23 protein-coding genes are annotated in these 25637 nt (G+C 61.1%); 4 read left to right on the forward strand and 19 right to left on the reverse strand.

Going from position 1 to position 25637, the window contains the following annotated elements:
- Positions 1–13 precede the first annotated feature (13 nt).
- From HU218_RS04540 to HU218_RS04575, 8 genes are all read right to left on the reverse strand, one after another.
- Complete coding sequence (locus HU218_RS04540) at positions 14–1201, reverse strand: GumC family protein (protein WP_174873752.1); 1188 nt, start codon at positions 1199–1201, stop codon at positions 14–16.
- 27 nt (positions 1202–1228) lie between these two features.
- The gene (locus tag HU218_RS04545) at positions 1229–3130 is read right to left on the reverse strand and encodes a polysaccharide biosynthesis/export family protein (RefSeq protein WP_174873753.1); all 1902 of its coding nucleotides are present in this window, start codon (positions 3128–3130) and stop codon (positions 1229–1231) included.
- Between the two features lie 18 nt (positions 3131–3148).
- Positions 3149–5992 carry a YjbH domain-containing protein gene (locus HU218_RS04550; protein WP_217450711.1) on the reverse strand — a complete coding sequence of 948 codons (2844 nt, stop codon included), beginning with the start codon at positions 5990–5992 and terminating at the stop codon, positions 3149–3151.
- Between the two features lie 50 nt (positions 5993–6042).
- A complete protein-coding gene (locus HU218_RS04555) occupies positions 6043–6360 on the reverse strand; it encodes a hypothetical protein (protein WP_174873754.1) in 318 nt (105 codons plus the stop codon).
- A 660-nt stretch (positions 6361–7020) separates the two neighbouring features.
- The gene (locus HU218_RS04560) at positions 7021–7686 is read right to left on the reverse strand and encodes a YiaD family glycine zipper/OmpA-like lipoprotein (protein ID WP_174873755.1); all 666 of its coding nucleotides are present in this window, start codon (positions 7684–7686) and stop codon (positions 7021–7023) included.
- 206 nt (positions 7687–7892) lie between these two features.
- Positions 7893–8477: a cytochrome c oxidase subunit 3 gene (locus HU218_RS04565; protein WP_217450712.1), complete on the reverse strand. Its 585-nt coding sequence runs from the start codon at positions 8475–8477 to the stop codon at positions 7893–7895.
- Positions 8478–8634: 157 nt separating this feature from the next.
- Positions 8635–10065, reverse strand: a complete 1431-nt coding sequence (locus tag HU218_RS04570) for a cbb3-type cytochrome c oxidase subunit I (protein ID WP_174873757.1) — start codon at positions 10063–10065, stop codon at positions 8635–8637.
- 40 nt (positions 10066–10105) lie between these two features.
- Complete coding sequence (locus HU218_RS04575; RefSeq protein WP_174873758.1) at positions 10106–10531, reverse strand: c-type cytochrome; 426 nt, start codon at positions 10529–10531, stop codon at positions 10106–10108.
- Positions 10532–10678: 147 nt separating this feature from the next.
- Between HU218_RS04575 and cobA the strand changes: the two genes are divergently transcribed.
- On the forward strand, positions 10679–11473 hold the full coding sequence (gene cobA, locus HU218_RS04580) for a uroporphyrinogen-III C-methyltransferase (RefSeq protein ID WP_174873759.1): 795 nt from the start codon (positions 10679–10681) through the stop codon (positions 11471–11473).
- Positions 11474–11580: 107 nt separating this feature from the next.
- Here cobA and HU218_RS04585 read toward each other — a convergent pair whose 3' ends face one another.
- The 11 genes from HU218_RS04585 to HU218_RS04635 all read right to left on the reverse strand — a co-directional run bounded on the left by HU218_RS04585 (position 11581) and on the right by HU218_RS04635 (position 21389).
- Positions 11581–12843, reverse strand: a complete 1263-nt coding sequence (locus tag HU218_RS04585; protein ID WP_174873760.1) for a hypothetical protein — start codon at positions 12841–12843, stop codon at positions 11581–11583.
- The gene (locus HU218_RS04590) at positions 12843–13058 is read right to left on the reverse strand and encodes a DUF2249 domain-containing protein (protein ID WP_174873761.1); all 216 of its coding nucleotides are present in this window, start codon (positions 13056–13058) and stop codon (positions 12843–12845) included. The genes HU218_RS04585 and HU218_RS04590 overlap by 1 nt, the downstream gene beginning before the upstream one ends.
- The gene (locus HU218_RS04595) at positions 13045–13476 is read right to left on the reverse strand and encodes a hemerythrin domain-containing protein (protein WP_174873762.1); all 432 of its coding nucleotides are present in this window, start codon (positions 13474–13476) and stop codon (positions 13045–13047) included. The genes HU218_RS04590 and HU218_RS04595 overlap by 14 nt, the downstream gene beginning before the upstream one ends.
- 75 nt (positions 13477–13551) lie before the next feature.
- Complete coding sequence (locus HU218_RS04600) at positions 13552–14007, reverse strand: universal stress protein (RefSeq protein WP_174873763.1); 456 nt, start codon at positions 14005–14007, stop codon at positions 13552–13554.
- Between the two features lie 13 nt (positions 14008–14020).
- The gene (locus HU218_RS04605; RefSeq protein ID WP_246210719.1) at positions 14021–14764 is read right to left on the reverse strand and encodes a TerC family protein; all 744 of its coding nucleotides are present in this window, start codon (positions 14762–14764) and stop codon (positions 14021–14023) included.
- A gap of 92 nt (positions 14765–14856) precedes the next feature.
- Positions 14857–15588, reverse strand: coding sequence for a substrate-binding periplasmic protein (locus HU218_RS04610; protein ID WP_174873764.1), 732 nt, complete (start codon positions 15586–15588; stop codon positions 14857–14859).
- Positions 15589–15718: 130 nt separating this feature from the next.
- Positions 15719–16567, reverse strand: a complete 849-nt coding sequence (locus tag HU218_RS04615) for a pirin family protein (protein ID WP_246210720.1) — start codon at positions 16565–16567, stop codon at positions 15719–15721.
- 21 nt (positions 16568–16588) lie between these two features.
- On the reverse strand, positions 16589–17440 hold the full coding sequence (locus HU218_RS04620; protein ID WP_174873766.1) for a pirin family protein: 852 nt from the start codon (positions 17438–17440) through the stop codon (positions 16589–16591).
- Positions 17441–17587: 147 nt separating this feature from the next.
- Positions 17588–18985, reverse strand: a complete 1398-nt coding sequence (locus tag HU218_RS04625) for an EAL and HDOD domain-containing protein (RefSeq protein WP_174873767.1) — start codon at positions 18983–18985, stop codon at positions 17588–17590.
- Positions 18986–19074: 89 nt separating this feature from the next.
- The gene (gene aroC / locus HU218_RS04630) at positions 19075–20175 is read right to left on the reverse strand and encodes a chorismate synthase (protein ID WP_174873768.1); all 1101 of its coding nucleotides are present in this window, start codon (positions 20173–20175) and stop codon (positions 19075–19077) included.
- Between the two features lie 236 nt (positions 20176–20411).
- A complete protein-coding gene (locus HU218_RS04635; RefSeq protein ID WP_174873769.1) occupies positions 20412–21389 on the reverse strand; it encodes a helix-turn-helix domain-containing protein in 978 nt (325 codons plus the stop codon).
- Positions 21390–21810: 421 nt separating this feature from the next.
- On the opposite strand from HU218_RS04635, the gene eat reads away from it, so the two are divergent.
- From eat to eutC, 3 genes are read left to right on the forward strand one after another with little or no spacing between them, the layout of a single operon-like run.
- Positions 21811–23238 (forward strand): ethanolamine permease, encoded by a 1428-nt coding sequence (eat, locus tag HU218_RS04640; RefSeq protein WP_174873770.1) that lies wholly within the window; start codon positions 21811–21813, stop codon positions 23236–23238.
- 42 nt (positions 23239–23280) lie between these two features.
- A complete protein-coding gene (locus tag HU218_RS04645; RefSeq protein ID WP_174873771.1) occupies positions 23281–24663 on the forward strand; it encodes an ethanolamine ammonia-lyase subunit EutB in 1383 nt (460 codons plus the stop codon).
- On the forward strand, positions 24660–25478 hold the full coding sequence (gene eutC / locus HU218_RS04650; RefSeq protein ID WP_174873772.1) for an ethanolamine ammonia-lyase subunit EutC: 819 nt from the start codon (positions 24660–24662) through the stop codon (positions 25476–25478). The genes HU218_RS04645 and eutC overlap by 4 nt, the downstream gene beginning before the upstream one ends.
- Positions 25479–25637 lie beyond the last annotated feature (159 nt).

Below are 25637 nucleotides of genomic sequence, written 5' to 3' on the forward strand. Positions count from 1 at the left end.
AGAACTTAACTTATTAACTCGAACGCCAAGTCTGCACAATCACACTCCATGGGCTGGGCCGGTTATTCGCCGCCGCACGTGAGTTGAATTCGCGCACAATGGCAAGAAAAAACCCGATTAACAGCCCCAGTGCTGCGCCAGTAATACAAATCAGGGCACGCTGTGGCTTGGATTTTTGATCAGGCACGGTCGCAACATCCAGAACCTGGATAAGAGATGAGTCACGGGCCTCGTCGATTCTGGCCAGTTCAAACTGCTTGGCCAGCATCTCGAACATGGATTCCTGGTATTTAACCTCACGCAGTCGACGCAAGTAATCCAAGCCGGACTCCGGCAATCTGCTAGTTGGGACCATCAGGTCGGATGCTTGCGGATTATCCTTTTCCAGCTTGGCCAGCTGCCCTTTCAGGCTTTGAATCTCCAGCTGCAGCTTCTGCAGATCAGGGTTTGCATTGGTAGCAAATGCCCGCATACTTTCCAGTTGAACTTCACGACTAGAAATAGCCGCCTTTAGCTGGGCCACGTTGGCTACGATCGCAGATATTTGACTGTCAACCTGAAGCAATCCTGTTTTTTCTTGCGTTTTCTTTAATGCCAGCTCCGCAGCAGCAAGCTTCTCTTTTGCACTCTCCAGTTGCTTTTCAAAAAACAACCGTCGCTTTGCTGCATCAGTTACCGCTATTCGCCGCATGATTTCAGTCAGCTCAATCACATAAGCATTAGCCAATTTCGCAGAGAAATTGGGGTCATCAGACTCGACACTGATACTAATCAGGCCATCTTTTCCGGAGCTAACATCAGTAAGCGAATCCAATGTTTTACGTGCACTGGTCAGTGTGACAGACTCAAATCTCTCCCGCAGTTTCAGCTTCTTAATCAAGCTGTCAGCGATTGTCTGACTCTGAAGTATGCCGACATATAGGTCATTGGGGTTTTTCAAACCAGCAATACCACCAACGGCCCCCGATAGCATACCAAGCTGCCCCAACAAGGCAGATGCGCTCGATCCTTGTTGCTGTGGCGGCATGATCTTGGCAGTTGCCCTAAACTGCGGTGTCAGCATGAAACTTACCACCACAGCAATACTCGACATCAAAATCACTGATCCGGCGATGAATTTTCTTTGCCGAATAATAGCCGTGATAACGTCCATGAGATCAACCTCCGCCTGCTGCGGAGCGATATTATTTTGACTTTCCATTATTTTTTAGCCTAGAGCATTGCGCTATTAGTTTTTCAAAACCTTCAAACCAGCGGCACCTAGGCCAAACTGATACAGAATAGTAGTCCACTCTTTTACAGTCTGAGTCCAGTTACTCCGTTCAATATTCTCCGGAACAACTACGGCATCTCCTGGATTAACTCTTAGCCCTCCAACCCCACCAAGCAAGGTACCACTAGCATCTACAGTGCCATCAGCGCGAATCAAGTACATCTCCGATTTATTACCCGTCAAGGAAACACCGCCGGCCATACCCAGATAATCTGCAACCGTGCGATCCGACTTGTAGATAAACGAATTCTGCTGATAAACCGCTCCTAGCACTTCTACCGTTCCCGGCTTTCGCGGCACATACACAGTATCACCATTCTGCAAGGGCATGTCCGGCAGATCTTTAAGTGCGGCACTACCATCTTTCAGCTCAAGAATAATCCGCCCATCAGCTTTTACACCGCGCATTTTTTGAACCAACGAACGCTGGCGTTCTACTTCTTTTTGAATATTTGCGGCAACATCCTTATCCGTTGAACCAGATATTTTTTGAGCGGCGCTAGACTCCACATCCTGCTCGAATCTATCTACAACTATGTCAAGTTGCTTTTGTTGGCTAGCACGTACACTGTCTCGTGTGAATACCATACCAAAAACATAGCCATCTTCATCCACACCGCCCAGCCTAGCCATGAATTCTCGCAGAGTTTCACCTTTTCTTATTTCAAATGAACCAGTATTTTTCGCATAACCAGAAACATTAACAAACTCGCGAGAATTGCTAGCGGCAACCGATACAGCTCCAGGGGCAGTCACTCGCAGAACACTACCGGGAACCAAAGCAATTCCAGCCAGCGAGCTTGCACTAGATATATCATCGCTACTCTTTACTTCAGCGACTGTCTGGAAGGAATTATTAAAATTCCACTCAACAATAAATTTTTTCCCCACTGCAGAAGAGCTCAAACCGCCCGCCCATTCCATCGCCTGTGAGGCATTCTCCTTACCATTCAATTCATAAATGGCAGGTCGCTTCACATCCCCCAAAACGGCAACCAAGGGGCCAGTCTCCGGGATGTAAATAACATCACCATCCTGCAATGAAACATCCTTGCTTTTATCCCCATGTACCAGCATGTCATAGAGGTCGAACTTTGTAATAACTTTATCGCCGCGCTTCAACTGAACATTGCGCATTGAGCCTGTCGCAGACGGACCTCCCGAACTGAACAGGGCATTCAATAGCGTACTCATCGCACTAAGGTTATATGTGCCTGGACGCTGGGCATGCCCTACTACATAAACCTGAACGGAACGCAGCTGCGAGAGGCTTACCGACAATTCAAAATTGGTGAATACTCGCTTAATGGCTGCCTTCAAATATCCCTGAAGGTCACGAAATTTCACACCGGCAACTTTCACCGTTCCAACTCGCGGCAAGTAAATTGCACCACTACGATCTACCTGTGTAGTCAGGTCAATATCGACCATCCCCCATCCATGCATCTGTATCTCGTCACCCGGGCCTACAACATAATCACCATTAACCTGAGCCCCTTCTTGTGGAACAAACCCTGATACATTATCTTGAAACAACTCAGACCCGAAGACATTTAGATCTTTCCCGGTCACACCAAATACATATCTGATAAAATCCGACTGTTTCTTATCTTGCAAAACCGGCGACTGGGTCACAAAGGGATTACCCTGCTTATTCTGCAAAGCTCTGGATTGAGCATTAGAAATATTCGATTGATCAGTCAACTGTGCCGCCGCCAACCCCATGGTCATAGCCTGGCTTGAATTTACAATCGAACTCTGCTGAGAAAAATCCGGCACAGCCGCCGTGCCAGCTTGGCTTACTACACTCAAAAAACACAACAGACAAAATGACGAACACTTAAAATAATTACTCATAAAATTCCTTGGACCAAATTAATACTGCTTGGCAAAAGAGAAACCAACACCAGTTTTGTCAATAGCCACAGATGCTTGATATTTATTTTCGTTTCTCTGGGCGCGCCATAGAAATTTCCCGATGGAATAACCCAACAAGGAACCGGCTACCGTATCTGACAACCAATGTTTATGCTCCGCCGTGCGTGAAATGGCAGCCAGCCCCGCCACCCCATAGAGCCATGGGGCATCATATTCAGAGGCAAATGGGGTAACAAGAGAGAAGACTACAGCGGAATGATTGGAAGGGAACGAGCCACTATTGTCATTTTTTTGCGAATAGCCATCCCCACTCTCAGGCCTAGACCTATTCACGACTTTTTTCAAAGCCATACTGCCAAAACCAGAAGCGACAGCCGACTGCAACGATATTAATCCTGTATTCTTCAAGCGGTCATCTCCGAAAAGCACTGCACTACCCGCCAGCCCCGCTCCAATAAATGGCATAACCTCACTAAATCTATCTAGCGCTTCGGTAGCTTTATTATTTCCATACTGTTTTACTTTTTTATTCCAGAGCTTATCCAGCAATGCAGCTGTAGCGATAACCGATGTAGCAGCAATAGCCTCCTGAGAAAAAGATGAGAAACTTGGCAATGCCGAGTAACTATCATCCAGTCTCATATGCATTTGCGGCCAACCATTGTAGTACTCCACCGGAGGGGCCACTTCAGGAGAGTTATGTTCATCCACCCTTTCGGCAAAGTCACCAAGGCCGTCAAAAGTGCCCATATCACGCGATACCGACTCCTGTAGCTCATACAAATCACCGGGGCTAGAAACCATTTGCCCCACATCACGAGTCCAGGGTGAAAGACTAAAGTTTGGGGAAGATTTTGAGTCAGTAGTCAACATTGCACTCAAAGGAATTTTGAAGAAAATTCCTTTGTCATTATATGGACTACTAGGCGTTCCGGGATTTGTAATGTCATGTCCATTGGTCAATGTATACCATGCACCAAACTCCATACCGGATTTGAACCGGCGCTTAACCTCGAACCTTGCCCCAGTATCACCAGCCAGGAAACGGCCAGCCCGCATGGTTGTTGTTACACCATATGGAAACCGATAGTGTATTGAAGCCAACGCTGTTGTTGTACTGTAGTGACGGAACCCAAAGAAGCCCTGATAGTCTCGTTGCTTTAGACTATCAACAGAAATATCAGCCGCCCAGCGTTTTGCTGCCGGGGCATAAAGTAACTGCCCGCCCACACCAGCATACATTTCTTCATATATACCGGCTGACAATCTGCCATACCAATCCGCTCCTGGCTTCAAGTACTGATTGATTAATGAGCGATAGATTTTCATTTTGCTGCCACGTTTATAATCGGCGACATCGGTACGCACATGGGGCAGCAAGCTATTGGATGGCTGCTGAACTTTACTGACATCTTCCAGCAACGTTGCACCCACCGAAGAGCTGAAATACAACCCCTTTGCCAACCGTCTTTCATAGTCCGCAAAAGCATCCAGGTTATAGTGCAAAGCTCCACTGGGGTCATTAAAATAAAAACCCAGTTTCGGATATAACTTAAATTTGTTCTGTAGCGCATCCTGATGACGCAACTGCACTACATCGCCTTCATCCGATGTAAGCAGCTCAAAATTCACCGGCTCTTTCAAACTTTCATGAAGATTCGCATCTTGGTCTGCATCCGCATGAATATCTTCAAAATCATCGGCACTTCTTAATAAATAGAAATCCTTGAACTCACTACGACTCAGCCGACCATTCAAATAGTCCTGCAGTTTCGAAATTTCAAAGAATTCATAAGTCGCAATAGGAATTTCACGCTCTGTATACGTAACCTTTAGTGTACGTGTCTCACGAGGCATGAAATAAAGAGCAGTCCGTACTGCTCTTCCTATAGATCTTCCCAAGTTAGAGATGCGGCTGTTCGTGAACCTCAGCTGAAAAGCCCCGCTTTCATAGTCCGTGGAAATGAGCTGATAGTTCTGTTTCTGCAGCGCCTTGATCAGATCCACTTTATATTGCGGATCTGCGCGCCACTCGGCGGCACTTGGACGCTCTAAAGACTTTTCTGGCGAAAAGTAGCTGGGCTCTTGAAACTTGGGAACAAACTCTCTCTCGTTCATCGGAATATTGACCATAGCATTTATGCTGCTATGGCTTCGCTGGTTTGCTAACTGCAATGACAGCCAGCCCCAACGATACTCTAACCCCAAGTTTGTTCCTGGAGTTCTCTTTGCTGCAAAGGTGGTTGATGATCTAAAGTCATTCTTGTAATTATTAACGTCCCGCTCCATAACAAAAGACCAATTTGGATAACTTGTCGGCACCCATCTAGCACCGGCAAAGAGACCGTTTATTCTCCCCGTGCCAGAACCAAGTGAAAACTCGACACTTCCAATATGTTTACTCGCAACCAGATAATTGCTTTTGAAAAGCTCTGTACCAAAAATATCATTCTTGCCTAAAGAAAAAGCAGGATTATATTTACCTTCTTCAATAAGCTGCAGTTTCGCACCAATTACTTTATCCTTGTACCGCCCATAACCTTGGTCTGCAAACCGTGGCGCAGCGCCAATTACACTTGTATAAGTACCAGTAAATTCCAGCGCCGGCAAGATCGTCACTGAAGTCCACAAGCTAGCGTAAGGACGATCAAAACTGTAGCCCATACTCCATTGCCCATCAGCACCGGTGAAAGCGCTGGGCATATTAATATAGCCTTCCTGCCCAACCAGATTGGGCAAAGCATTGGCTACGTTACAGGAGACGGTTGTTACAATGATCCAACCTGGAATTACTGATGATTTCACAATGGCATACAAGGATGAAATTAAAAAAAAAGCCACTTTGTTAAGTGGCTTTCTTCCAAGCCGGCATGACTGCCGTACTGTGCTACTTAGTGGCTGGTAGCGGAGTGGGAAGTCGAGGAGTCCGAATTGGAACTCACGGCAACTGCTGCTGCTACAGCAGCGCCGATAGCAGCGATGGTGCCAACGGACAGACCTGCGATCCCCGCGGTAGTGCCTGCAGCGCCAGCGGCAGCTGCAGAAGTAGTGCCTGCAGCACTGCTACCCGCAGCAGAAGTTGCCGCAGCTTCTTCAAGTGCAAACACATTGGTGGACAGGAGGCTAGCAACGACGGCTAACAGTGCGATTTTTTTCATAAATTTCCCACTTAAATTAATCAAGACGAAAAACTCATAAGCAGCGTGCACAGCCCAATGTCACTCTCGCTACCTCTGAGCCCCAAGACAGGCTTAAATCACATATCACAAAGAAGTGTCAAGCACAAACACAAAACTTTAAAGAAAAACTATATCCTATTTGGATACTTTTATATACGAGTCTTCAATAACTGTCAAACTTCTTTGGCACAAGCGACCCGGGACTGTCCACTTCGCATGGCAAACATGCATTCCCTGTTCTGCCACTTAATTTCCCTGTTAATTTCTGTGGTCCATCAGTAGCGTTCTGCCTAATAGTCTTAGTAGCACAAGTTATCGAGACAACGATGCACCGAAAGATTTTGTGACTCTTGCAGATTACCGGCAGATTTCCCTGTTACAGGGAGTTGGTCGCTGAGACAGGCTCGCACCAGACTACGCCCCCCACCAAACCGCATGCCTAAACTATTGACAAGTCTAAATTTTCCCCTTCTCTGGAAACGCGCTCCCGTCCCTGATTCCGTTCTACAAAATCTACTAATGTTCTACAAAAACCGCTCGAGATCTCATGAATTTGCTCGTAAATTGTTCGAAAATGAAAAGGGGCCACTGGCCCCTTTCTTGCTCCTGACGCAGACATCTTGCGCCCACGTCCTCCGCCCAGCTTGTCTCCAGCCTGCACTCGGCAGGAAGTCAGCCACCAGGCACAGTCTATTTGGCGGCTTCGGCGACGAAGATTTCCACCCGGCGGTTGGCCGCACGTCCGGCGGCGGTACTGTTATCGGCCACCGGCTCGCGCGAACCGTGGCCTTCGATGCTGATGCGGTTCATGGCGACGCCATGCTGTACCAGGTAGTCGCGGGTGGCGTTGGCGCGGTTGAGCGACAGCGGGTTGTTGATGGCATCGCTACCGGTGTTGTCGGTATGGCCGATGATGCGCACCGTGGTGACCGGGTTCTGCTGCAAGGTGGTGGCAAAGCGGTCCAGCACCGGTCGCAGGTTGGACTTGATGGCATAGCTGCCGCTGTCGAACGATACATCGCTGGGGATGTTGAGCTTCAGCTGGTTATCGCTGGTCTGGCTGACGCTGACGCCGGTACCCTGCGATGCCTGTTCCATCGCTTCTTTCTGTTTCTGCATGTGCTGCGACCACAGATAGCCGCCGCCCGCGCCGATGGCCGCGCCCACTACCGCGCCGGTGGCGGCACTGCGGCCGGTATGGCCGCCGGCAGTAGCCGCGCCGATCAGTGCGCCGAGACCGGCACCGATCGCCGCACCGGTGCCGGTGGTTTTCTGGGTCTCGTTCATGTTGGCGCAACCGGACAGGCTGCCGAGTGTGAAGGCAAGCAGCAGCACGCTGGAAATGGTTTGTTTCATGATGGCATCGACTCCTCGGAAACTGGGTGCGACGTGAAGCGCCGCGTTGCTGGCCTGAATTCTGGCCCGGCAGGCGATAACACGCGCTAGCTGACTGGCATGCATTCGCCCCGATGATTCAGCGTAGTCAGTTATGGCGAAGTTGCGCGCCAAATAGCGGATAAATATGCGTTTTCCACCGGCGAGCAAGCAGCTCTGAAGCCTGGTCAGCGCGCCACGTACACCAGTGCGAACAGCACCAGCCACACCAGATCCACCATGTGCCAGTAGGCGGCGGCGGTTTCTACCCCGGCATGGTTGGCCGCATCGTAGCGCCCCTGTCGCGCCGCGCGGTACACCGCGGCGATGATCACCATGCCCAGCACCACGTGCAGGTAGTGAAAGCCGGCCAGCGCCAGGTAGAACATCCAGAAGTCGTTGCTGGACAGGGTGATGCCGGCAGCCAGATGGCCGCCAAACTCCGCCCCCTTGAGTAGCAGGAAGCCGCCACCGCACAGCAGGGTGGCCAACAGCCAGCGCGTGCCGCGGCGGCTGCGACCGGCGGCGAAATCCTGCACCGCCGCCGCCATGGTGCCGCTGCCGGCAATCAGCAGCAGGGTGTTGCCCAGTGCCGACAGCCGCGACAAGCCGGCCTGGCCGGCGGCAAACAGCGCCGGCTGGCGCGCACGCACCACGCCGTAGATGGCGAAGAACAGGCCGAACACCGCCAGCTCCGCCAGGATGAAAAACCACATCGCCAGATCACCCGGCACCGTGCGCACGGTGCCGGCGGCCAAATCTTTCGTCTGCATTGTCGTACTCCGCGCCGGCGTCATTGCCGCCGGCCTGTAAACACCGTTCCGGAAACCGTCCCCTGCCGCACGGCGGTCACCACCATGCGGCCAGCATGCACCATGAAAAAAGGCGCCCCTTGCGGGGGCGCCAAGCGTTACACACACATACACGGAATCAGTCGCGCGCATCGCCGCGCACGAAGAAGCTGACGATGTACAGCAGCAGGCCGGCAAAGAACACCACGCCGGCGGCTTCGCGCAGCCAGTAGAAGAACGACAGCTGGTCCTGGGTCGCCATGAACGACAGCGGATGGTCACCCATGCGCTGCATCCACACCTGCAGGATGCCGGCGGCAGTCAGGAACAGGGTGATGAACACCATGGCGATGGTCATCAGCCAGAACGACCACATTTCCACCACCTGCGAACGGTTGCTGTTGGCCTCGCGACCGCGCAGCAAGGGCATGGCGTAGGAGATCATGGTGATCACCACCATGGCGTAGGCGCCGTAGAACGCCATGTGGCCGTGGCTGGCGGTGATCTGGGTGCCGTGGGTCAGGTAGTTCACCGGGGCCAGGGTGTGCAGGAAGCCCCACACGCCGGCACCGAGGAAGGACATCACGCCGGTACCCAGCGCCCACAGCACGGCGGCCTTGTTCGGATGCTCGCGACGACGCTTGTTGACCATATTGAAGGCGAACATCGTCATCATGAAGAACGGAATCGGCTCCAGTGCGGAGAAGGCCGAGCCGAACACCTGCCAGTAGCCGGGCGTACCGATCCAGAAATAATGGTGGCCGGTGCCGATGATGCCGGTGATCAGTGTCATGGCGATAATCACGTACAGCCATTTCTCCACCACCTCGCGGTCAACGCCGGTCACCTTCACCAGCACGAAGGCCAGCATGGCGCCCATGATCAGCTCCCACACCCCTTCCACCCACAGGTGCACCACCCACCACCAGAAGTACTTGTCCAGCACCAGGTTATGCGGGTTGTAGAACGAGAACAGGAAGAAAATCGCCAACCCCCACAGCCCCAGCATCATCACCATGCTGATGGTGGTCTTGCGGCCTTTCAGCACCGTCATGCTGAGGTTGTAGAGGAAGGTCAGCGCCACCACCACGATGCCGGCCTTGGTAATGGTGGGCTGTTCCAGAAACTCGCGCCCCATGGTGGGCAGGAAGTCGTTGCCGGTAATGCGCGCCAGCGTGGCATAGGGCACCGCCAGATAGCCGACGATGGTCAGCGCACCGGCCACCAGGAACACCCAGAAGGCGATCATCGCCAGTTTCGGGCTGTGCAGCTCGCGCTCGGATTCCTCGGGAATCAGGTAATAACCGGCGCCCATGAAGCCGAACAGCAGCCACACGATCAGCAGGTTGGTGTGCACCATGCGTGCCACGTTGAACGGGATCTCCGGAAACAGGAAATCCCCGATCACGTACTGCAGGCCCATTACCAGGCCAAAGATGATCTGCCCGACGAACAGGCCGATGGCGGCCATGAAATACGGCTTGGCCACCGCCTGCGAGCGGTACTTGAGTTGAACGTTGGCCGCCTGCCCCGCAGCGGGGCGCAGTGTGGCCGTAGTGGAGGAAGTCATGCGCATCTCCTGATGGGTAATATCTGCGAACGGAAGCGGATCAGCCTTCGATGTTCGGCGGCCAGTGGTTGGTATTGATCTCGGAGCTGTACTTCAGGAACGCCACCAGATCGTCCAGCTGGCTGTCGGTCAGATGGAAGTTCGGCATCTGGCGCCGGCCCGGTACGCCGGTGGGCTGCGCCTTGATCCAGGCCTTGATGAAATCCGGGCCGCGGCGCTGGTAGACATTGCCCAGCTCCGGCGCGAAGTAGGCACCCTCGCCCAGCAGGGTGTGGCAGCCGATACAGTTGTTGGTCTCCCACAGCTTCTTGCCGCGCACCACCTGTTCGGTCAGGTTGGCGCGGTTGTCGCGCTTGGGCAGCGCCTGCACGGTGTCGAACGTCAGCGCGACGAACAACAGGAAAAAGAACACCGCGCCGCCATAGAAAATATTGCGTGCGGTGGATTTGGTGAATCGGGTGCTCATCGCGACCTCCTCGTCATCTGCTCCGGAACCCCGGCATCTCAGGGCGGACTGTACGGTTGCAGCCATCCCGATAGCATTGACCCGAATCAACGATTTCCGGCCGCCCTGCTCCCTACACTGGCGACATTGCTACCCGTGGAGCCGTCGATGAATCCCGCCCTGCCTTTTCCGCATCCCGCCCCGCTGCAACCGGGCCAGGTCAGCCTGGTTGGCGCCGGCCCCGGCGACCCGGACCTGCTCACCCTCAAGGCGCTGCGCCGGCTGGCCGAAGCCGAGGTGGTGCTGTACGACCTGCTGGTCGCCGACGAGATACTGGCGCTGATCAACAAGCGCGCGCGGCTGATCTGCGTTGGCAAGCGTGCCAGCCGCCACACCCTGCCGCAGCACGACATCAACCAGCTGCTGCTGCGCGAGGCGCAGGCCGGCCAACGCGTGGTGCGGCTCAAGGGCGGCGACCCGTTGCTGTTCGGTCGTGGTGGCGAGGAGTTGGCCGCCTTGCGCGCGGCCGGCATTGAGGTGGAAGTGGTGCCCGGCATCACCGCCGCCGTCGGTGCCGCCGCCGCCGCCGGCATTCCGCTGACCCACCGCGACTGCGCGCAGGGTGTCAGCCTGGTCACCGGCCACCGCCGCGACGGCGCCAGCGGGCTGGACTGGGCGGCGCACAGCGGCAGCGAGCAGACGCTGGTGGTGTACATGGGGCTGGGAGAAGCCGCCGCCATCGCCGCCGACTTGCAGGCGCACGACCGCGCCGGCGACACCCCGGTGGCCATCATCGAGCAGGCCACCACGCCGCGACAGCGGGTGCTGCGCTGCACGCTGGCCACGCTGGCGGACTGCGTAGCCCGCGAGACACCGCAACCGCCGGCGCTGCTGGTGATGGGCGAAGTGGTGGCACTGGCGGCAGGCTGGCAGCAAACCGCCGCACGTTGCGTCAGCGTATAGCCCCTCTGCCAGCCGGAAACACAAAAGGTTGGCCGCAGCTTGCCGTGCGGCCAACCTTTTTTACCAATCACGCCTGACAACCGCGGCCTGCCGCTAACAGCGTAGCATCAGCCGCTAGCCACCTCCGCCTTGACCACCGGCTGGGTACCCTGCCGCCAGCGCAGCCAGGCGGCGCGGTAATGGACTAACAGCGCGGCGGCCAGCAGGCTGCCGCTGATCGCCGGTAGCCACCACAGCGCCGGCCACAGACACCAAAGCACACCAGCCAGTTGCCACAGGCACAACAGTTGCCAGCCCCGCCGCGCCCGTGCCTCCGGCAACAGCACCTGCAGCGACGGCACTTTCTGCTGAGGTTTGACGCCGCGCCGCAACTGCAGCCACAGCAGGAACGGCACGATGCGGTACAGCATGCCCACGCACAGCGTCAACGCCACCCCGCCCAGCAGCAGCCAGCCCTGCAGCCGGCGCAGCACCGCGCCGTCCAGCCATTGTCCGGCGACGAAGGCCACGCACAGCGCCAGCAGCAGGCCCAGCGCCAGCCGCCAGTAGCCGGGCAGCCATTCCTGCGGCCGCCGTCCCTGCCGCAATGCCCTCCACCACACCAGCGCCAGCAGCGGCAGCGGCAAGGCTGCCAGCCACCACCAGCCGCCATCCGGCCAGCGCAAAGACAAGGCGCCGGCCAGCAACAGCAGCCCGCCCCAGCCCGGCGCCGCCCAGCGCTGCCACCAACCGGGCAAGGCCGGGGTGAGCAGGAACATCGGCAGGATCACCTGCGCCACCGCCACCAGCAGCAGCCACACCCAGCCCTGTGCGGCCAACCTGTGCAGCGGCAGCAAGGTGAGCAACGGCCACGGCTGGCCCCAGCCCAGCACGCCCAGCTGGGCGATGCCCAGGCCCAGCGTCAGCAGCAGAAAACCCAACGCCCAGCGCAGGCCGCGGCTGCTGCTGTCCTGCGCCGGGCTGCGCCACAGCAGCCACCACAGCCAGGCCAGCATGCCGCCGGCGACGGCAAAGGCGAGGCTGGCCAGCTGCAGCCAGAACGCGTCCAGTCCGCCGGCAAACGCGCTGAACAGCGCCACACAGCCGATCTGCCAGCTGCCCCACAAGCCGTATCGCCAGATGGCGGGACGCGGAAAGCCCAGCGCCGACACCACCGCCAGCAGCTGCAACAGCGCGCCCAGCATCACGTTGCCGAGTACGCCCAGCGCCAGCAGGTGCAGCGGCAACCACAAACCTGGCGACGGGTAGCTGCCGTCCGCGGTGCCGTGCCAGGCACCGGCCAGCAGCAGCAGCCACAACCAGGCCGCCATGAAAAAGCGCACCGGCAGATCGAGTGGCGGTGCGCTGTCGTAACTGGGGATCGCCTGCATCAGGGGATGTCCACGTGAAAGATGACGCCGCTCATGTCCGGCAGCATTTCGCTGTCGAAGCGCACCATGCGGTCGCGCAGCATCGGCAGCAGCGGGCCGGGAAAGTGCGGCAACACAAACGACAAGCGTTGGCCGCTGGTTGCGGCGTCCACGGCGTCAAGGATGATTTCCATCGGTTCGGGCGGCACCAGGCCGCGCAGGTCACGCGGGCTCATGACCCAGCTCCGCCAGCAGCGCGTTCATGTCGCCGACACGGTCACACATCGGGTACAGGATGTTTTCCTCCTTCAGGTTGTGCTGCTGCATCAGCAGCAGCAGGGTGTCGGCGGCGCCGGCCAGCGCATCGCCATCCAGCGTCGCGGCGGCGCTGCACATCTCGTCCATCAGCTGGCGCATCTCGGCGTGCTCGTGGCGCATCACCACCGTCGGCCCCTGGCTCATGCCGGTGGCCTGTTCGAACGCCGGAAACAGCACGTTTTCCTCTTCGGCAAAGTGTTGCGTCATGGCCTGGCAGAAGGCATCACAGCTGGCGACGACCTGCGGCCAGTCGCCATCGCGCAACGCATTTTCCACAGCCACGAATTGATCGTCACAGGCGCGATGCACCTGAGTAAAGCAGCGGGTAAGTGTCATGTCGGCGGCACCGGTGTTGAGCTTGCTTGCATTGTGCGGCGCGGCAGGCGGACAGCGACATGACGCCGGTCAAGGCTATGCCTCCACCGGCGCCGGTGGCTCGCGGCCAACCACGGTCACCGGCACCGGCGACAGCCGGATTACCTCGCTGATGACCGAACCCAGCAGCGCGCGCCCCAGCCCGGAGCGGCCATGCGAGCCCATCACCACCTGGTGCGCACCCACTTCGCCGGCGTAGCGCGCGATGGTGGTGGCGGTATGCCCCACCGCGATGTGCGCGGTGTACGGCTGGCCGACGGCATCCAGCGCGGCCTTGGCCTGCTGCAATGCGGCCAACCCTTCTTCGCGGTAGTAGCTCTCCAGCTGCTCGTGGCTGATGAACCAGCGCACGTGGCCGGATTCCACCGGCACCTGCACGCTCAGCAGATGCACCTCCAGCGTGCCCAGCAGCTCGCGCAGCTTGAGCACGTGCTTCACCGCGCTCATCGCCCCCGCCGAGCCATCCACCGCCAGCAATATCCGCAAGCTCATCTTGGCTCTCCCGTCACGAGGGGCGGCGCGGGCCGCCATCGCCCAGCGACACGTCATGGATGATGCGCCGCTGCTGGCGACGCTCCAGCAGGGTGCCGGCCAGCACCACCGCCAGCGCGCCGCAGGCAGCCGTGGCGTAGTGCAGCCAGTGGGGCAGGCCCACCAGCAAGGGGCGGATGGCGACATCGCCCAGCAGCATGTCGCCGGCAATCCAGCCCAGCAGCGCCGCCCCCAGGGTAATCACCAGCGGGAAGCGGTCCATCAGCTGCAGCACGAACTGGCTGCCGCCGACGATGACCGGAATGCTGATCAGGATGCCGAGCACCACCAGCCCCAGCTCGCCGCGCGCCGCGCCGGCAACGGCAATCACGTTGTCGATGCTCATCACCGCATCGGCGACGATGATGGTGCGGATGGCGCCAAGCAGGTGGGTGCTGCCCTCGATATTGTCGTGCGCCTCGCCCTCGTCCGGCTGCATCAGCTTGACGCCGATCCACAGCAGCAGCAGTGCGCCCAGCACTTTCAGGTACGGCAGCGTCAGCAGGCGCAGCGCAAAGGCGATCAGTACGATGCGCAGCACGATGGCGCCGGCGGCGCCCCACAGGATGCCTTGGCGGCGTAACGCCGGCGGCAGCTTGCGGCACGCCAGCGCGATCACCACCGCGTTGTCGCCGCCCAGCAGGATGTCGATCATCACGATCTGCAGCACGGCGCCGATAAAGGCCATGCTGAACAGCTCCATCCCGAACAGCTCCATGACAAGTCCTCAGCCGCAAGCCACGCCAGGGCGTGGCAAACACAGGTTGGCCGCCGTTTGCCGGCAGCACGGATGCTTCATGTTAGTTCTGTTTAGCGATAGCGGTTGTAGGCAGCCTGCAGGCGGCCGCTGGCCTGCAGCTGACGGATGGCGGCATTGAGCTGCGCCAGAGTCACCGTGCTGCGCGGCGACAGTGCGCACTGCTCGCGCGCCTTACTGACCGTCAGCGGCGGATGCAGCGTCTGGCGGAACAGGCCGCGCTTGATGCGGTAGCCCAGGTACAGGCTGTTGATCACCACGTGGTGCACGCGACCGGCCAGCAGCTTGTCGAGGTTGGCCTCGGCGCGCGGGGCATCATCACGGATGAAATGCTGGCCCAGTGCCGCCTCCAGCTCCGGATAGTGAAAGCCGAGCACGGTGCCAATCGGCTGGTCGGCCACATCGGCCAGTTTGCGGGGACGCGGATCGCGCAGCAGGGTCACCAGCACATCGCTATGTTCCGCCACCGGCAGGCTCCACTGCAGTGGCCCGGGCAACCAGGCCGGCTGGTAGCCGCAGACGATGTCGGCGTTGCCAGATGTCAGCGCCAGCGGCAGCCGCTTGCGCGGCAGGACGATAAAACGCGGCTCGCGACCCAGCCTGGCCGCCAGCAGCTCGCCGACATCCTTGTGCCAGCCTTGCAGCAGCTGGCCGCCGCGCAGTTCGGCCAGCGGCATCTCGGTACTGTCGTCCACCACGATGCTCAGCGTCGCCGCTGCCGCCGGCATGCTACACAGCAGTAGCCAGCCCAGACACAGCCACAACTGCCGGCAAGCAAGTCCCATTCATCCCCCTGTGCGACGCCAAGGTCGCCACCATCAATCTGCCGCACTTTGCCACAAGGCGGTGACGCTTGTCATGACAACGCCGGCGCGGCAATGCCGGGCCGGCGTCACTTCAAGCCTGCTGCCGCAACTAGGCCGGCAGGGGGATGAACTCGGTCTCGCCCGGCACCATGGCAAAACGGCCGGCGGCCCAATCCTCGCGCGCCTGCTGCAGCCGGGCCTTGTCGCTGGCGACGAAGTTCCAGTCAAGGTAGCGCGGCGCATCCAGCGGCGCACCGCCAAACAGCACCCCGTGGGCGCAGGCGCCGGCCTGCAGCCGGATGTCGCCCTGCCCCAGCTGTACCAGCTCGCCGGCGCGCACGGTTTCGTCACCGATCCGCACTTCCCCATCGAACAGGTACAGGCCGCGCTCGGCGGCCGCCGGCAGCAGCAATTCGCCGCCGCCCTGCAGCTGCCAGTCCAGATACAGGGTGTCGCCGAAGGTACGCACCGGCGACTGCATGCCATAGGCGTTGCCGATCAGCAGCCGTACCAGCGCAGACGACAGCTGGCTTTGCGGCAGCATGTCCGCCGGGTAATGGTGGAATGCCGGCGCGCAGGCCTCGTCCGCCAGCGGCAGCGCCAGCCACATCTGCAAGCCCTCCACCGCCAGTTGCGCCTCGCGGATGTCCGCCGGCACGCGCTCGGAATGCACGATGCCGTGCCCGGCCACCATCAGGTTCACCGCGCCCGGCTCGATGCGCTGCACCGTGCCCAGGCTGTCGCGATGCATCATCGCGCCCTGGGTGAGATAGGTCACCGTGGCCAGGCCGATATGCGGATGCGGCCGCACATCGCCCTCGGTGCCCGGGGCGGCAAAATAGGCTGGCCCCATGTGATCCAGAAACACGAACGGCCCGATATGGCGGCAGCCGCGCACCGGCAACAGCCGGCGCACGATGAAGCCGATATCCTGCTGCTTCGGTTCAATGCGTTGCATGATGGCGTTCATCGCAGCTCCTCAGGCCAGGGTGCCGGCCTGGTAATCGGCAAACGCCTGCTCCAGCTCGGCACGGCTGTTCATCACGAACGGGCCGTACTGCGCGATCGGCTCGCCCAGCGGCTTGCCGGCCAGCACCAGCACGCTGGCGCCCTCTTCGCTGCTGAAGCTCACGCCATCGCCCCCGGCGGACAGCACCGCCATGCGGCCCTCGGTGACCGCGCGCGCCGGCTCGCCGACATCGATCTGGCCCTGGTACACGTACAGGAAGGCGTTATGTCCGGCCGGGATGCTGATCTGCTGCGACTGCCCTGCGGCCAACGTTACGTCCAGGTACAACGGCTCGGTATCCGGCTGCTGGATGGTGCCGGCGGTCGCGCCATAGTGGCCGGCGATCACTTTCACCTTGCTGCCATCGGCCAGGCTCAACAGCGGAATATCGCTGGACGGGATGTCCTGGTAAGCCGCCGGAATCATCTTGCGCTTGGCCGGCAGGTTGATCCACAGCTGGAAGCCGTGCATCAGGCCCTCTTCCTGCTCCGGCATTTCGGAATGGATCACGCCACGACCGGCGGTCATCCACTGCACGCCGCCCGGTCCCAGCAGGCCCTCGTTGCCGCCGCTGTCGCGGTGGCGCATGCGGCCGGCCAGCATATAGGTCACCGTCTCGAAGCCGCGGTGCGGGTGCGGCGGGAAGCCGGCGATGTAGTCATCCGGATCATCGGAACGGAACTCGTCCAGCATCAGGAACGGGTCGAGGCGGCGCTGCAGGTCCTGCGTCAGCACGCGTTTCAGGTTGACGCCGGCACCGTCGGCGGTATCGATACCCACGACCAGGCGTTCGACCTGGCGGGACTGGAAAGCAGTAGTCATGCGGCGTTCCTCGTGACGTTGTTATGCGGCCAACTATAAGAAAGTGGCTGCCGATAGAAAAGCGCAAAAATCTGCAAACCGTCTTCAGAAAAAACGAGTAAAAAAGGCCGCCCGCAATGGACGGCCCGGCATTGCTTGCGCGGCGCCTTACTCGCTGGCCGGCGCCAGCATTTCCTGCGCCCACACCATGGCATCGAGATGGATGCGGTTAACCGCCGCCGGCTCCAGCTTGAGCATGCGCGCCAGCGTGGTCACCCGCTCGATATTGTCCTGCTCCTCAGCCATCGCCAGCGCCAGATACGGGGCAAACAAGCCGCGCTGGTTGAGCAGCGCATCCTTCACCGTCGGCGGCAGCTCTAGCGGTTCCAGCGCATCGGCCAGCTTCACCTGCATCAGCGCATCCAGCAGCGAGAACATGCCGGTCAGGAACAGGTGCTCACATTCCAGCTTGTGGTTGCCGCCCAGTTCGCCCAGTTTCTGCATGAAGTGGGCGCGGAACAGGCAGCGTTCCATCAGCGCGATGGAGCGGCCGTCATCCTTGCGGGTAGTGAACAGCAGCAGCGTCAGCCATTTGAACAGCGAGTCGCGGCCGATCAGCATCAGCGACTCCTGGATGGTCATCACCTTGCGCGACAGGCCGTTCATCGGCGAGTTGATGAAGCGCAGCAGCTTGAACAGCAACAGCGAGTCCAGCTTGAACTGGGCGTCGATCTCGTTGCCGTCGGCACCGGCGCGCAGCAGGCGCATGATTTCCATGATGCGCATCTGGCTGGCATCTACCTGCGCCGCCGGCAGCGGATGGAAGTTGGTGAGGAAGCTGCCCTGGTACAGCGCGAAGCGCTTGGCCGCGCCCGGGGTCTTCACGCACACGTCGAACTCTTCGGCCGAACCGATATTGCGCGCATACCAGCGCGCGGCCGGGTACTTGCCCGGCAGCTGGTCGAGGAACGGCGCCAGCACGTCGTCCACGGCGGCGGCGAAGTCCAGCACCAGGATATCCATGCGCGACAGCAGCTCGTCCTGCAGCAGCTCGGACGCCACGTGGTGGCCGAACAGCGCCGGCTCCAGCGCGAAGCGGCGGCCCTGCGCCTTGTGGCGGTCGATTTCGGCGATGATGGCCTCGGTCACCGGCTCGTCCGACGGCGGGTTGAGCACAAAGAACACGCGGTCGGCCGGAAAACCTTCCAGCGCCGGGTCGTTCAGCGAGGTGGTGGAGATATGCACCAGCGCGCGGCGGAACGCCAGCAGGCGGAACACGTCCATATTGATCAGTGTGCTGATCATCAGGTGGTCGAACTGCACCCACTGGCTGGCGCTGGACTCCTTGCGCCGCAAGGCGTCGCGCACCATGAATTCGTAGGCGACGACCCGCTGCTGGTTGTCATGCACCGCCTGGTGCATGACAAAGCCGAAGGTGGGCGGCAGTACCGGCGCGGCGTCGGCCGCTGGCTCCGGTGCCGGTGCAGCGGGTACCGCCCCCGGCTCGTTGGCCGCGGGTTCATCCTTGTTGCCCTTGCCCAGGCCACCAAACAGACTCTTCAACATGATCGGGATTCCGTCGTAAACCAGTGTTATTCAGTACCAGCCGCCAGCTGCGGCGTGCATACGCGCGGCAGGCGTCTCTGGTTATCAATCTAGCCGATACGCCCCGGAATGCGCGGGGTATCGACATGCACATCGCCACACTGCGCGCGGTGGCGCAGTGCGTGGTCAATCAATATCAGTGCCAGCATCGCCTCGGCGATCGGCGTGGCACGGATGCCGACGCACGGGTCGTGGCGGCCGTGGGTTTCCATCTCGATCGCCTCGCCGGCCTTGTTGATGGAGCGGCGCGGCTGGGCGATGGACGAGGTCGGCTTGATGGCGATCGACACCTCGATGTCCTGGCCGGTGGAAATGCCGCCCAGCACACCGCCGGCGTGGTTGCTGGCAAAGCCCTGCGGCGTCAGCTCGTCGCCGTGTTCGCTGCCGCGCTGGGTGACGCAGCCGAAGCCGGCGCCGATCTCCACGCCCTTCACCGCGTTGATGTTCATCATCGCGTAGGCGATGTCGGCATCCAGCCGGTCGTACACCGGCTCGCCCCAGCCCACCGGCACGTTCTCGGCGACCACGCGCAAGCGCGCACCGACCGAATCCAGGCTCTTGCGGATGCTGTCCATATAGGCTTCCAGCTCGTCCACCTTGCTGGCGTCGGCGGCAAAGAACGGGTTGCTGTTGACCACGTCCCAGCTCTGGAACGGAATCTCCACTTCGCCGATCTGCGTCATGTGGCCGCGGATCACGATGCCGAATTTCTCGCGCAGCCATTTCTTGGCAATCGCGCCAGCAGCCACGCGCACCGCGGTCTCGCGTGCCGAGGAACGGCCGCCACCGCGCGGGTCGCGGATGCCGTACTTGTGCCAGTAGGTGTAGTCGGCATGGCCTGGGCGGAAGGTGTCGGCAATATTGCCGTAGTCCTTGCTGCGCTGGTCGGTGTTGCGGATCAACAGCGCGATCGGCGTGCCAGTGGTCTTGCCCTCGTACACGCCGGAGAGGATTTCCACGGTGTCCGGCTCGCGGCGCTGGGTCACGTGACGACTGGTGCCGGGCTTGCGGCGATCCAGCTCGGCCTGGATGTCGGCCTCGGACAGTTCCAGCCCCGGTGGGCAGCCATCCACCACGCAGCCGATGCCCGGCCCGTGGCTTTCGCCGAAAGAGGTGACAGAAAACAGCAGACCCATGCTATTGCCAGACATCGCTTCATCCCTAGATTCTTGTGGTGATCGCGATGGATTCTAGCACGGCTGGCGCCGCCCCCAGACAGGCAGCCGACAGTTGGCCGCCAGGCCATGCCGCCTCCACCGCAAACACCAGCCACTACAAAGCGACAGCCGGCGGCAAATACTTAAATGCCGGCCGATATGCGGTGGTTACAGCGCGCCGGTTGCGGCCAACCTTACCGCCCCGGCGAGCGCACAACGTTGGCCGCGCCTCAGTGGCGGCCAACGCTGCGCCGGGTCTGGCTCGGGCTTTCGCCGAACAGGCGGCGGTATTCGTAGCTGAACTGGCTGGGACTCCAGAAACCCCAGTCGCTGGCGATGTCCTGGATGCTGTCCTGGCTGCGCTCAGGCTGCCGCAACTCGCGGCGCACCTGGTTGAGACGCAGCGCGCGCAGAAACGGCAGCGGGCTCATTGCCGTCACCGCCTGGAAGCCGTTCTGCAGCGTGCGGCGGGTAACGTGCAGCTCGCGGCACAGCGCTTCGATGCTGCACAACGGCAACTGCGGCGAGATGGCCTGCCGGCTGGCGGCGGTCACCCACTGCCATTGCCGTAGCGCGGTACTGGCCCGCTGCGCCGGGGCACCCGGCTGGCTGTGATGCAAGGCCAGCAGCAGGGCATCGACGATGGCGTGTTGCCATTGCGGCGCGGCAATGTCGTCCGGCGCCAGCCGCGCGCTTGCCAGCAGCATGTCCACCATCTGGCACAGCTGCAGGTGGCGGCCGGCATCCAGTGCCAGCGCGTTGTTGCTGCGCCAGCTCGCCGGCAAGGCGTGGCCCAGCAGCTGCTCGCAACGGGCTGCCAGCAACGGCAGGCCGATCACGATGCCGTAAATCGAGAAATCATCCGGCGTGCGCAGGATGAAATCGCTGCAGCCATCCGATACCAGCACCGCGGCCGCCGGCACGCTGTGGCCGTGAAAGCGCAGCCGCTCGCCGGAGTGCGGCGCCGGAATGCCGAACCACACCGCGCCCGGCCACGGCTGGCACTGCTGGAAGGTCTCGCGCGCCGAGTATTCGCGGAACACCTGCACCGGGCCGCAGCACAGCTCGTCCAGCCGGCCACTGAAACGCCCGGCCGACAGCTGCACATAGTCCTGCGCCCAGCCGCTGATGAACGCCGCCTGATCGGCGGCATCCTGCGCGACGCGGGTGACAAAACTCAGGGTTGAAGCTGGCGGCTGACTGATCATGATGGCTCCCGTAAACCTATGCGGCGACTGCGCAGCGCCGGCGCGGCGGTCGCCAAAAAACCACAGCCCGGCCCGGCAATACCCAGCAAGATCCAGACCATGCCACGGCCATGACAAGCACTATCGGAAATCGGCAAATTGCCGCTTGTGGTGCACCGCAATGCAGCCGTTGCCCCACATCGGATCAGCGTTTTGCCCGCCTGCCGGCCGGGCCACCGCAAGCAACAAGGTTGGCCGCACCAATACCGCCCGCACGGTCCGGCGCGATTATTGCTGCAACGCAATATCCGGCGATTTCCAGCGCCGCAGTTTTCCGATTTCCGATAACGCCGCCGCGTTCGCCGTTCCTAGCATGGGTCACAAGGTCCGGGCACACCCCGCGTGGCCCGGGCAGGGAGCGTCGAACAATCAGGAGCCTGATATGAGCAGCAACACACATGGCCTGGCCCGCAAGCTGGGCGGCTGGCAGTTATGGGGGATCGCCGTCGGTCTGGTGATCTCGGGCGAATACTTTGGCTGGAGTTACGGCTGGGCACAGGCGGGCACACTGGGGTTTCTCGGCACCTCGCTGTTTGTGGCACTGATGTACACCGCCTTCATTTTCAGTTTTACCGAGCTGACCACCGCCATCCCGCATGCCGGCGGCCCGTTTGCCTATGCCCGCCGCGCCTTCGGGCCGGTTGGCGGCTTTATCGCCGGCTTTGCCACGCTGTGCGAGTTCGTGTTTGCGCCGCCGGCCATCGCACTGGCGATCGGTGCCTATCTCAATGTGCAGTTTCCGGCACTGGACCTGAAGTGGATCGCCTGCTGCGCCTATCTGCTGTTCATGGCGCTGAATATTGTCGGCGTCAGCATCGCCGCCACCTTCGAGTTGTGCGTGACGCTGCTGGCGATTTTCGAACTGCTGGTGTTCATGGGCGTGGTAGCGCCGGGCTTTGACTGGGCCAACTTCGGCCATCACGGCTGGGCCGGCCAGGACGGCTTCAGCGTCAGTGCCATCGGCGGCATGTTCGCCGCCATCCCGTTTGCCATCTGGTTCTTCCTCGCCATCGAAGGCGCCGCCATGGCCGCCGAGGAAGCCCGCGACCCGACCCGCACCATTCCGCGCGCCTACATCGCCGGCATCCTGACGCTGGTGGTGCTGGCACTGGGGGTGATGATCATGGCCGGCGGCGCCGGCGACTGGAGCAAGCTGGCCAATATCAACGACCCCCTGCCGCAGGCGATGAAGATGATCGTCGGCGACAGCAGCGGCTGGCTGCACATGCTGGTATGGCTGGGGCTGTTCGGGCTGATCGCCAGCTTCCACGGCATCATCATGGGCTACTCGCGCCAGATCTTCGCGCTGGCCCGCGCCGGCTTCCTGCCGCCGGCGCTGGCGGTGGTCCACCCGCGCTTCAAGACACCGCACCGCGCCATCCTGGCCGGCGGCGTGATCGGCATCGCCGCCATCTTCAGCGACAACCTGATCGAAATCGGCGGTCTGCCGCTGACGGCCAACATCGTGACGCTGTCGGTGTTCGGCGCCATCGTGATGTACATCATTTCCATGCTGTCGCTGTTCAAGCTGCGCCGCAGCGAGCCGGCGCTGGCCCGGCCGTTCCGCGCCCCCGGCTTCCCGCTGGTACCGGCCACCGCCCTCGGCTGCGCACTGATCTGCTTGCTTGCCATGCTGTACTACAACCAGCTGCTGGCGCTGATCTTTGCCCTCACCCTGCTGGCCGGCTTCGCCTACTTCGTGCTGACCCACCGCCAGCGCGCCAATGCCGGCAGCGATGCACTGCTGGATGGCGTGGCCGCGACGGCAGACGACAGCCTGACGCCGTCGGCAGCGACTGTTAACCAATAACCACGAGGCGGGGCGGCGGCCAACCGCCGCCCCGACAGCAGCATGTCTTACGCCATCACCATCGGTCCGCGCCGCTACCGCTTTGACAACCTGAAAACCCTGCTCGCCCGCGCCACACCGGAACGCTCCGGCGACCAGCTGGCGGGCATTGCCGCCAGCAGTGCCGAAGAGCGCGTCGCCGCCCGCATGTGTCTGGCCGATCTGCCGCTGGCAACCTTCCTGCAGGAGCTGCTGATCCCGTACGAGCAGGACGAAGTCAGCCGGCTGATCATCGACAGCCACGATACCGCCGCTTTTGCCGCCATCGCCCACCTCACCGTCGGCGGCTTCCGCGACTGGCTGCTGTCCGATGCGGCCAACCCGGCCACGTTGGCCGCCATCGCCCCCGGCGTCACCCCGGAGATGGCAGCGGCGGTATCCAAGCTGATGCGCAACCAGGACCTGGTGCTGGTGGCCAAGAAGTGCCGCGTGATCACCCGCTTCCGCAACACCCAGGGCCTACCCGGCCACATGGGGGTGCGGCTGCAGCCCAACCACCCCACCGACGACGCCCGCGGCATTGCCGCCGCCATGCTGGACGGCCTGCTGTACGGCGCCGGCGATGCGGTGATCGGCATCAACCCGGCTAGCGACAGCCCGGAAGCCATCCACACCATGCTGGCGATGATGGACGACGTTCGCCAGCGCTACGCCATCCCCACCCAGAGCTGCGTGCTCACCCACGTCACCAGCACGCTGGAACTCATCAACCGCGGTGCGCCGGTGGATCTGGTGTTCCAGTCGGTGGCCGGTACCGAGCAGGCCAACAGCGGCTTCGGCATCAATCTGGCGCTGCTGCAGGAAGCCTGCGACGCCGCCCGCGCGCTGCAGCGCGGCAGCGTCGGCAACAACGTGATGTATTTCGAGACCGGCCAGGGCAGCGCACTGTCGGCTGGCGCCCACTGGGGCGTGGATCAGCAGACCTGCGAGGTACGCGCCTATGCGGTGGCGCGCCACTTCCAGCCGCTGCTGGTCAATACCGTGGTCGGCTTCATCGGCCCGGAGTACCTGTACAACGGCAGGCAGATCATCCGCGCCGGGCTGGAAGACCACTTCTGCGGCAAGCTGCTGGGGCTGCCGATGGGCTGCGACATCTGCTACACCAACCACGCCGAAGCCGACCAGGACGACATGGATACCCTGCTCACCCTGCTGGGCACTGCCGGCATCCACTTCATCATCGGCGTGCCCGGCGCCGACGACATCATGCTGGGCTACCAGAGCACCTCGTTCCACGATGCGCTGTACCTGCGCGAGCTGTTGGGGCTGAAACGGGCGCCGGAATTCGAAGACTGGCTGGAGAGCATGACCATTACCCGCGGCGGCCGCCTGCAGGCGCAAAACGGCCAGCCGCCGCTGCTGGGCCTGATGGAGGCTGTGGCATGAAACCGCTACCGTTCCCCACCGTCGCCGCAGCCGGCGACAGCATCACCGAAGACAACTGGCACGAGCTGTCGCGCCATACCGTGGCGCGCATCGCGCTGGGCCGCGTCGGCAGCAGCCTGCCCACCCGCGAGACGCTGCGCTTTGCCCTCGCTCACGCCCAGGCACGCGATGCGGTGCATACCCCGCTCGATGCGCAAACGTTGGCCGCCACGCTGCTGGCCGCCGGCCATCAGGTAATACACGTCCACAGTGCCGCCAGCAGCCGCGCCGAGTACCTTCAGCGCCCGGACCGCGGCCGCCGCCTGCATCCTGTCAGCCGCACCGCACTGTTGGCCGCCGCCGGCGCCCCCTGCGATGTGCTGTTCGTGATCGGCGATGGCCTGTCCTCGCGTGCGGTGGCCAGCCATGCCGCGGCGCTTATCGCCGCCATCTGCCCGCTGCTGCAGGCACAGCAGCTATCCATCGGCCCGGTGGTGATTGCCAGCGAGGCACGGGTGGCGCTGGGCGACGAGATCGGCGAATGCCTGCAGGCGACGCTGGTGGTGATGCTGATCGGCGAGCGGCCGGGACTGAGTTCGCCGGATAGCATGGGCATCTACCTCACCAGCGCGCCCAGGGTTGGCCGCATGGATTCCGAGCGCAACTGCATCTCCAATGTGCGACCGGAGGGCTTGCCCTACCCGCTGGCCGCCTACAAGCTGAACTGGCTGATCCGCGCCGCGCGGCAACAGGGCAGCGGCGTGGCACTGAAGGACGGCAGCGCCGCCGAGCCCGGCTGGCAGGCACTGCAACAGCAGCTGGCTAGCGCCGGTTAGCGGCGGCCAACGTTGGCCGCAAGCGCTTACGCAGGCAGCACTAACGGGTAGCCAGCGCGCGATCGGGCAGCGCCGGCGCTGCCCGATGCGCCCGGTCCGCCAGCCACACGAACACCGCGCCCAGCAGCGTCAGCGCCAGCAGGCACCACAGCATGGCCG

This window comes from Vogesella oryzae (genome assembly GCF_902829295.1).
In the GTDB taxonomy this organism is placed as follows: Bacteria; Pseudomonadota; Gammaproteobacteria; order Burkholderiales; family Chromobacteriaceae; genus Vogesella; species Vogesella oryzae.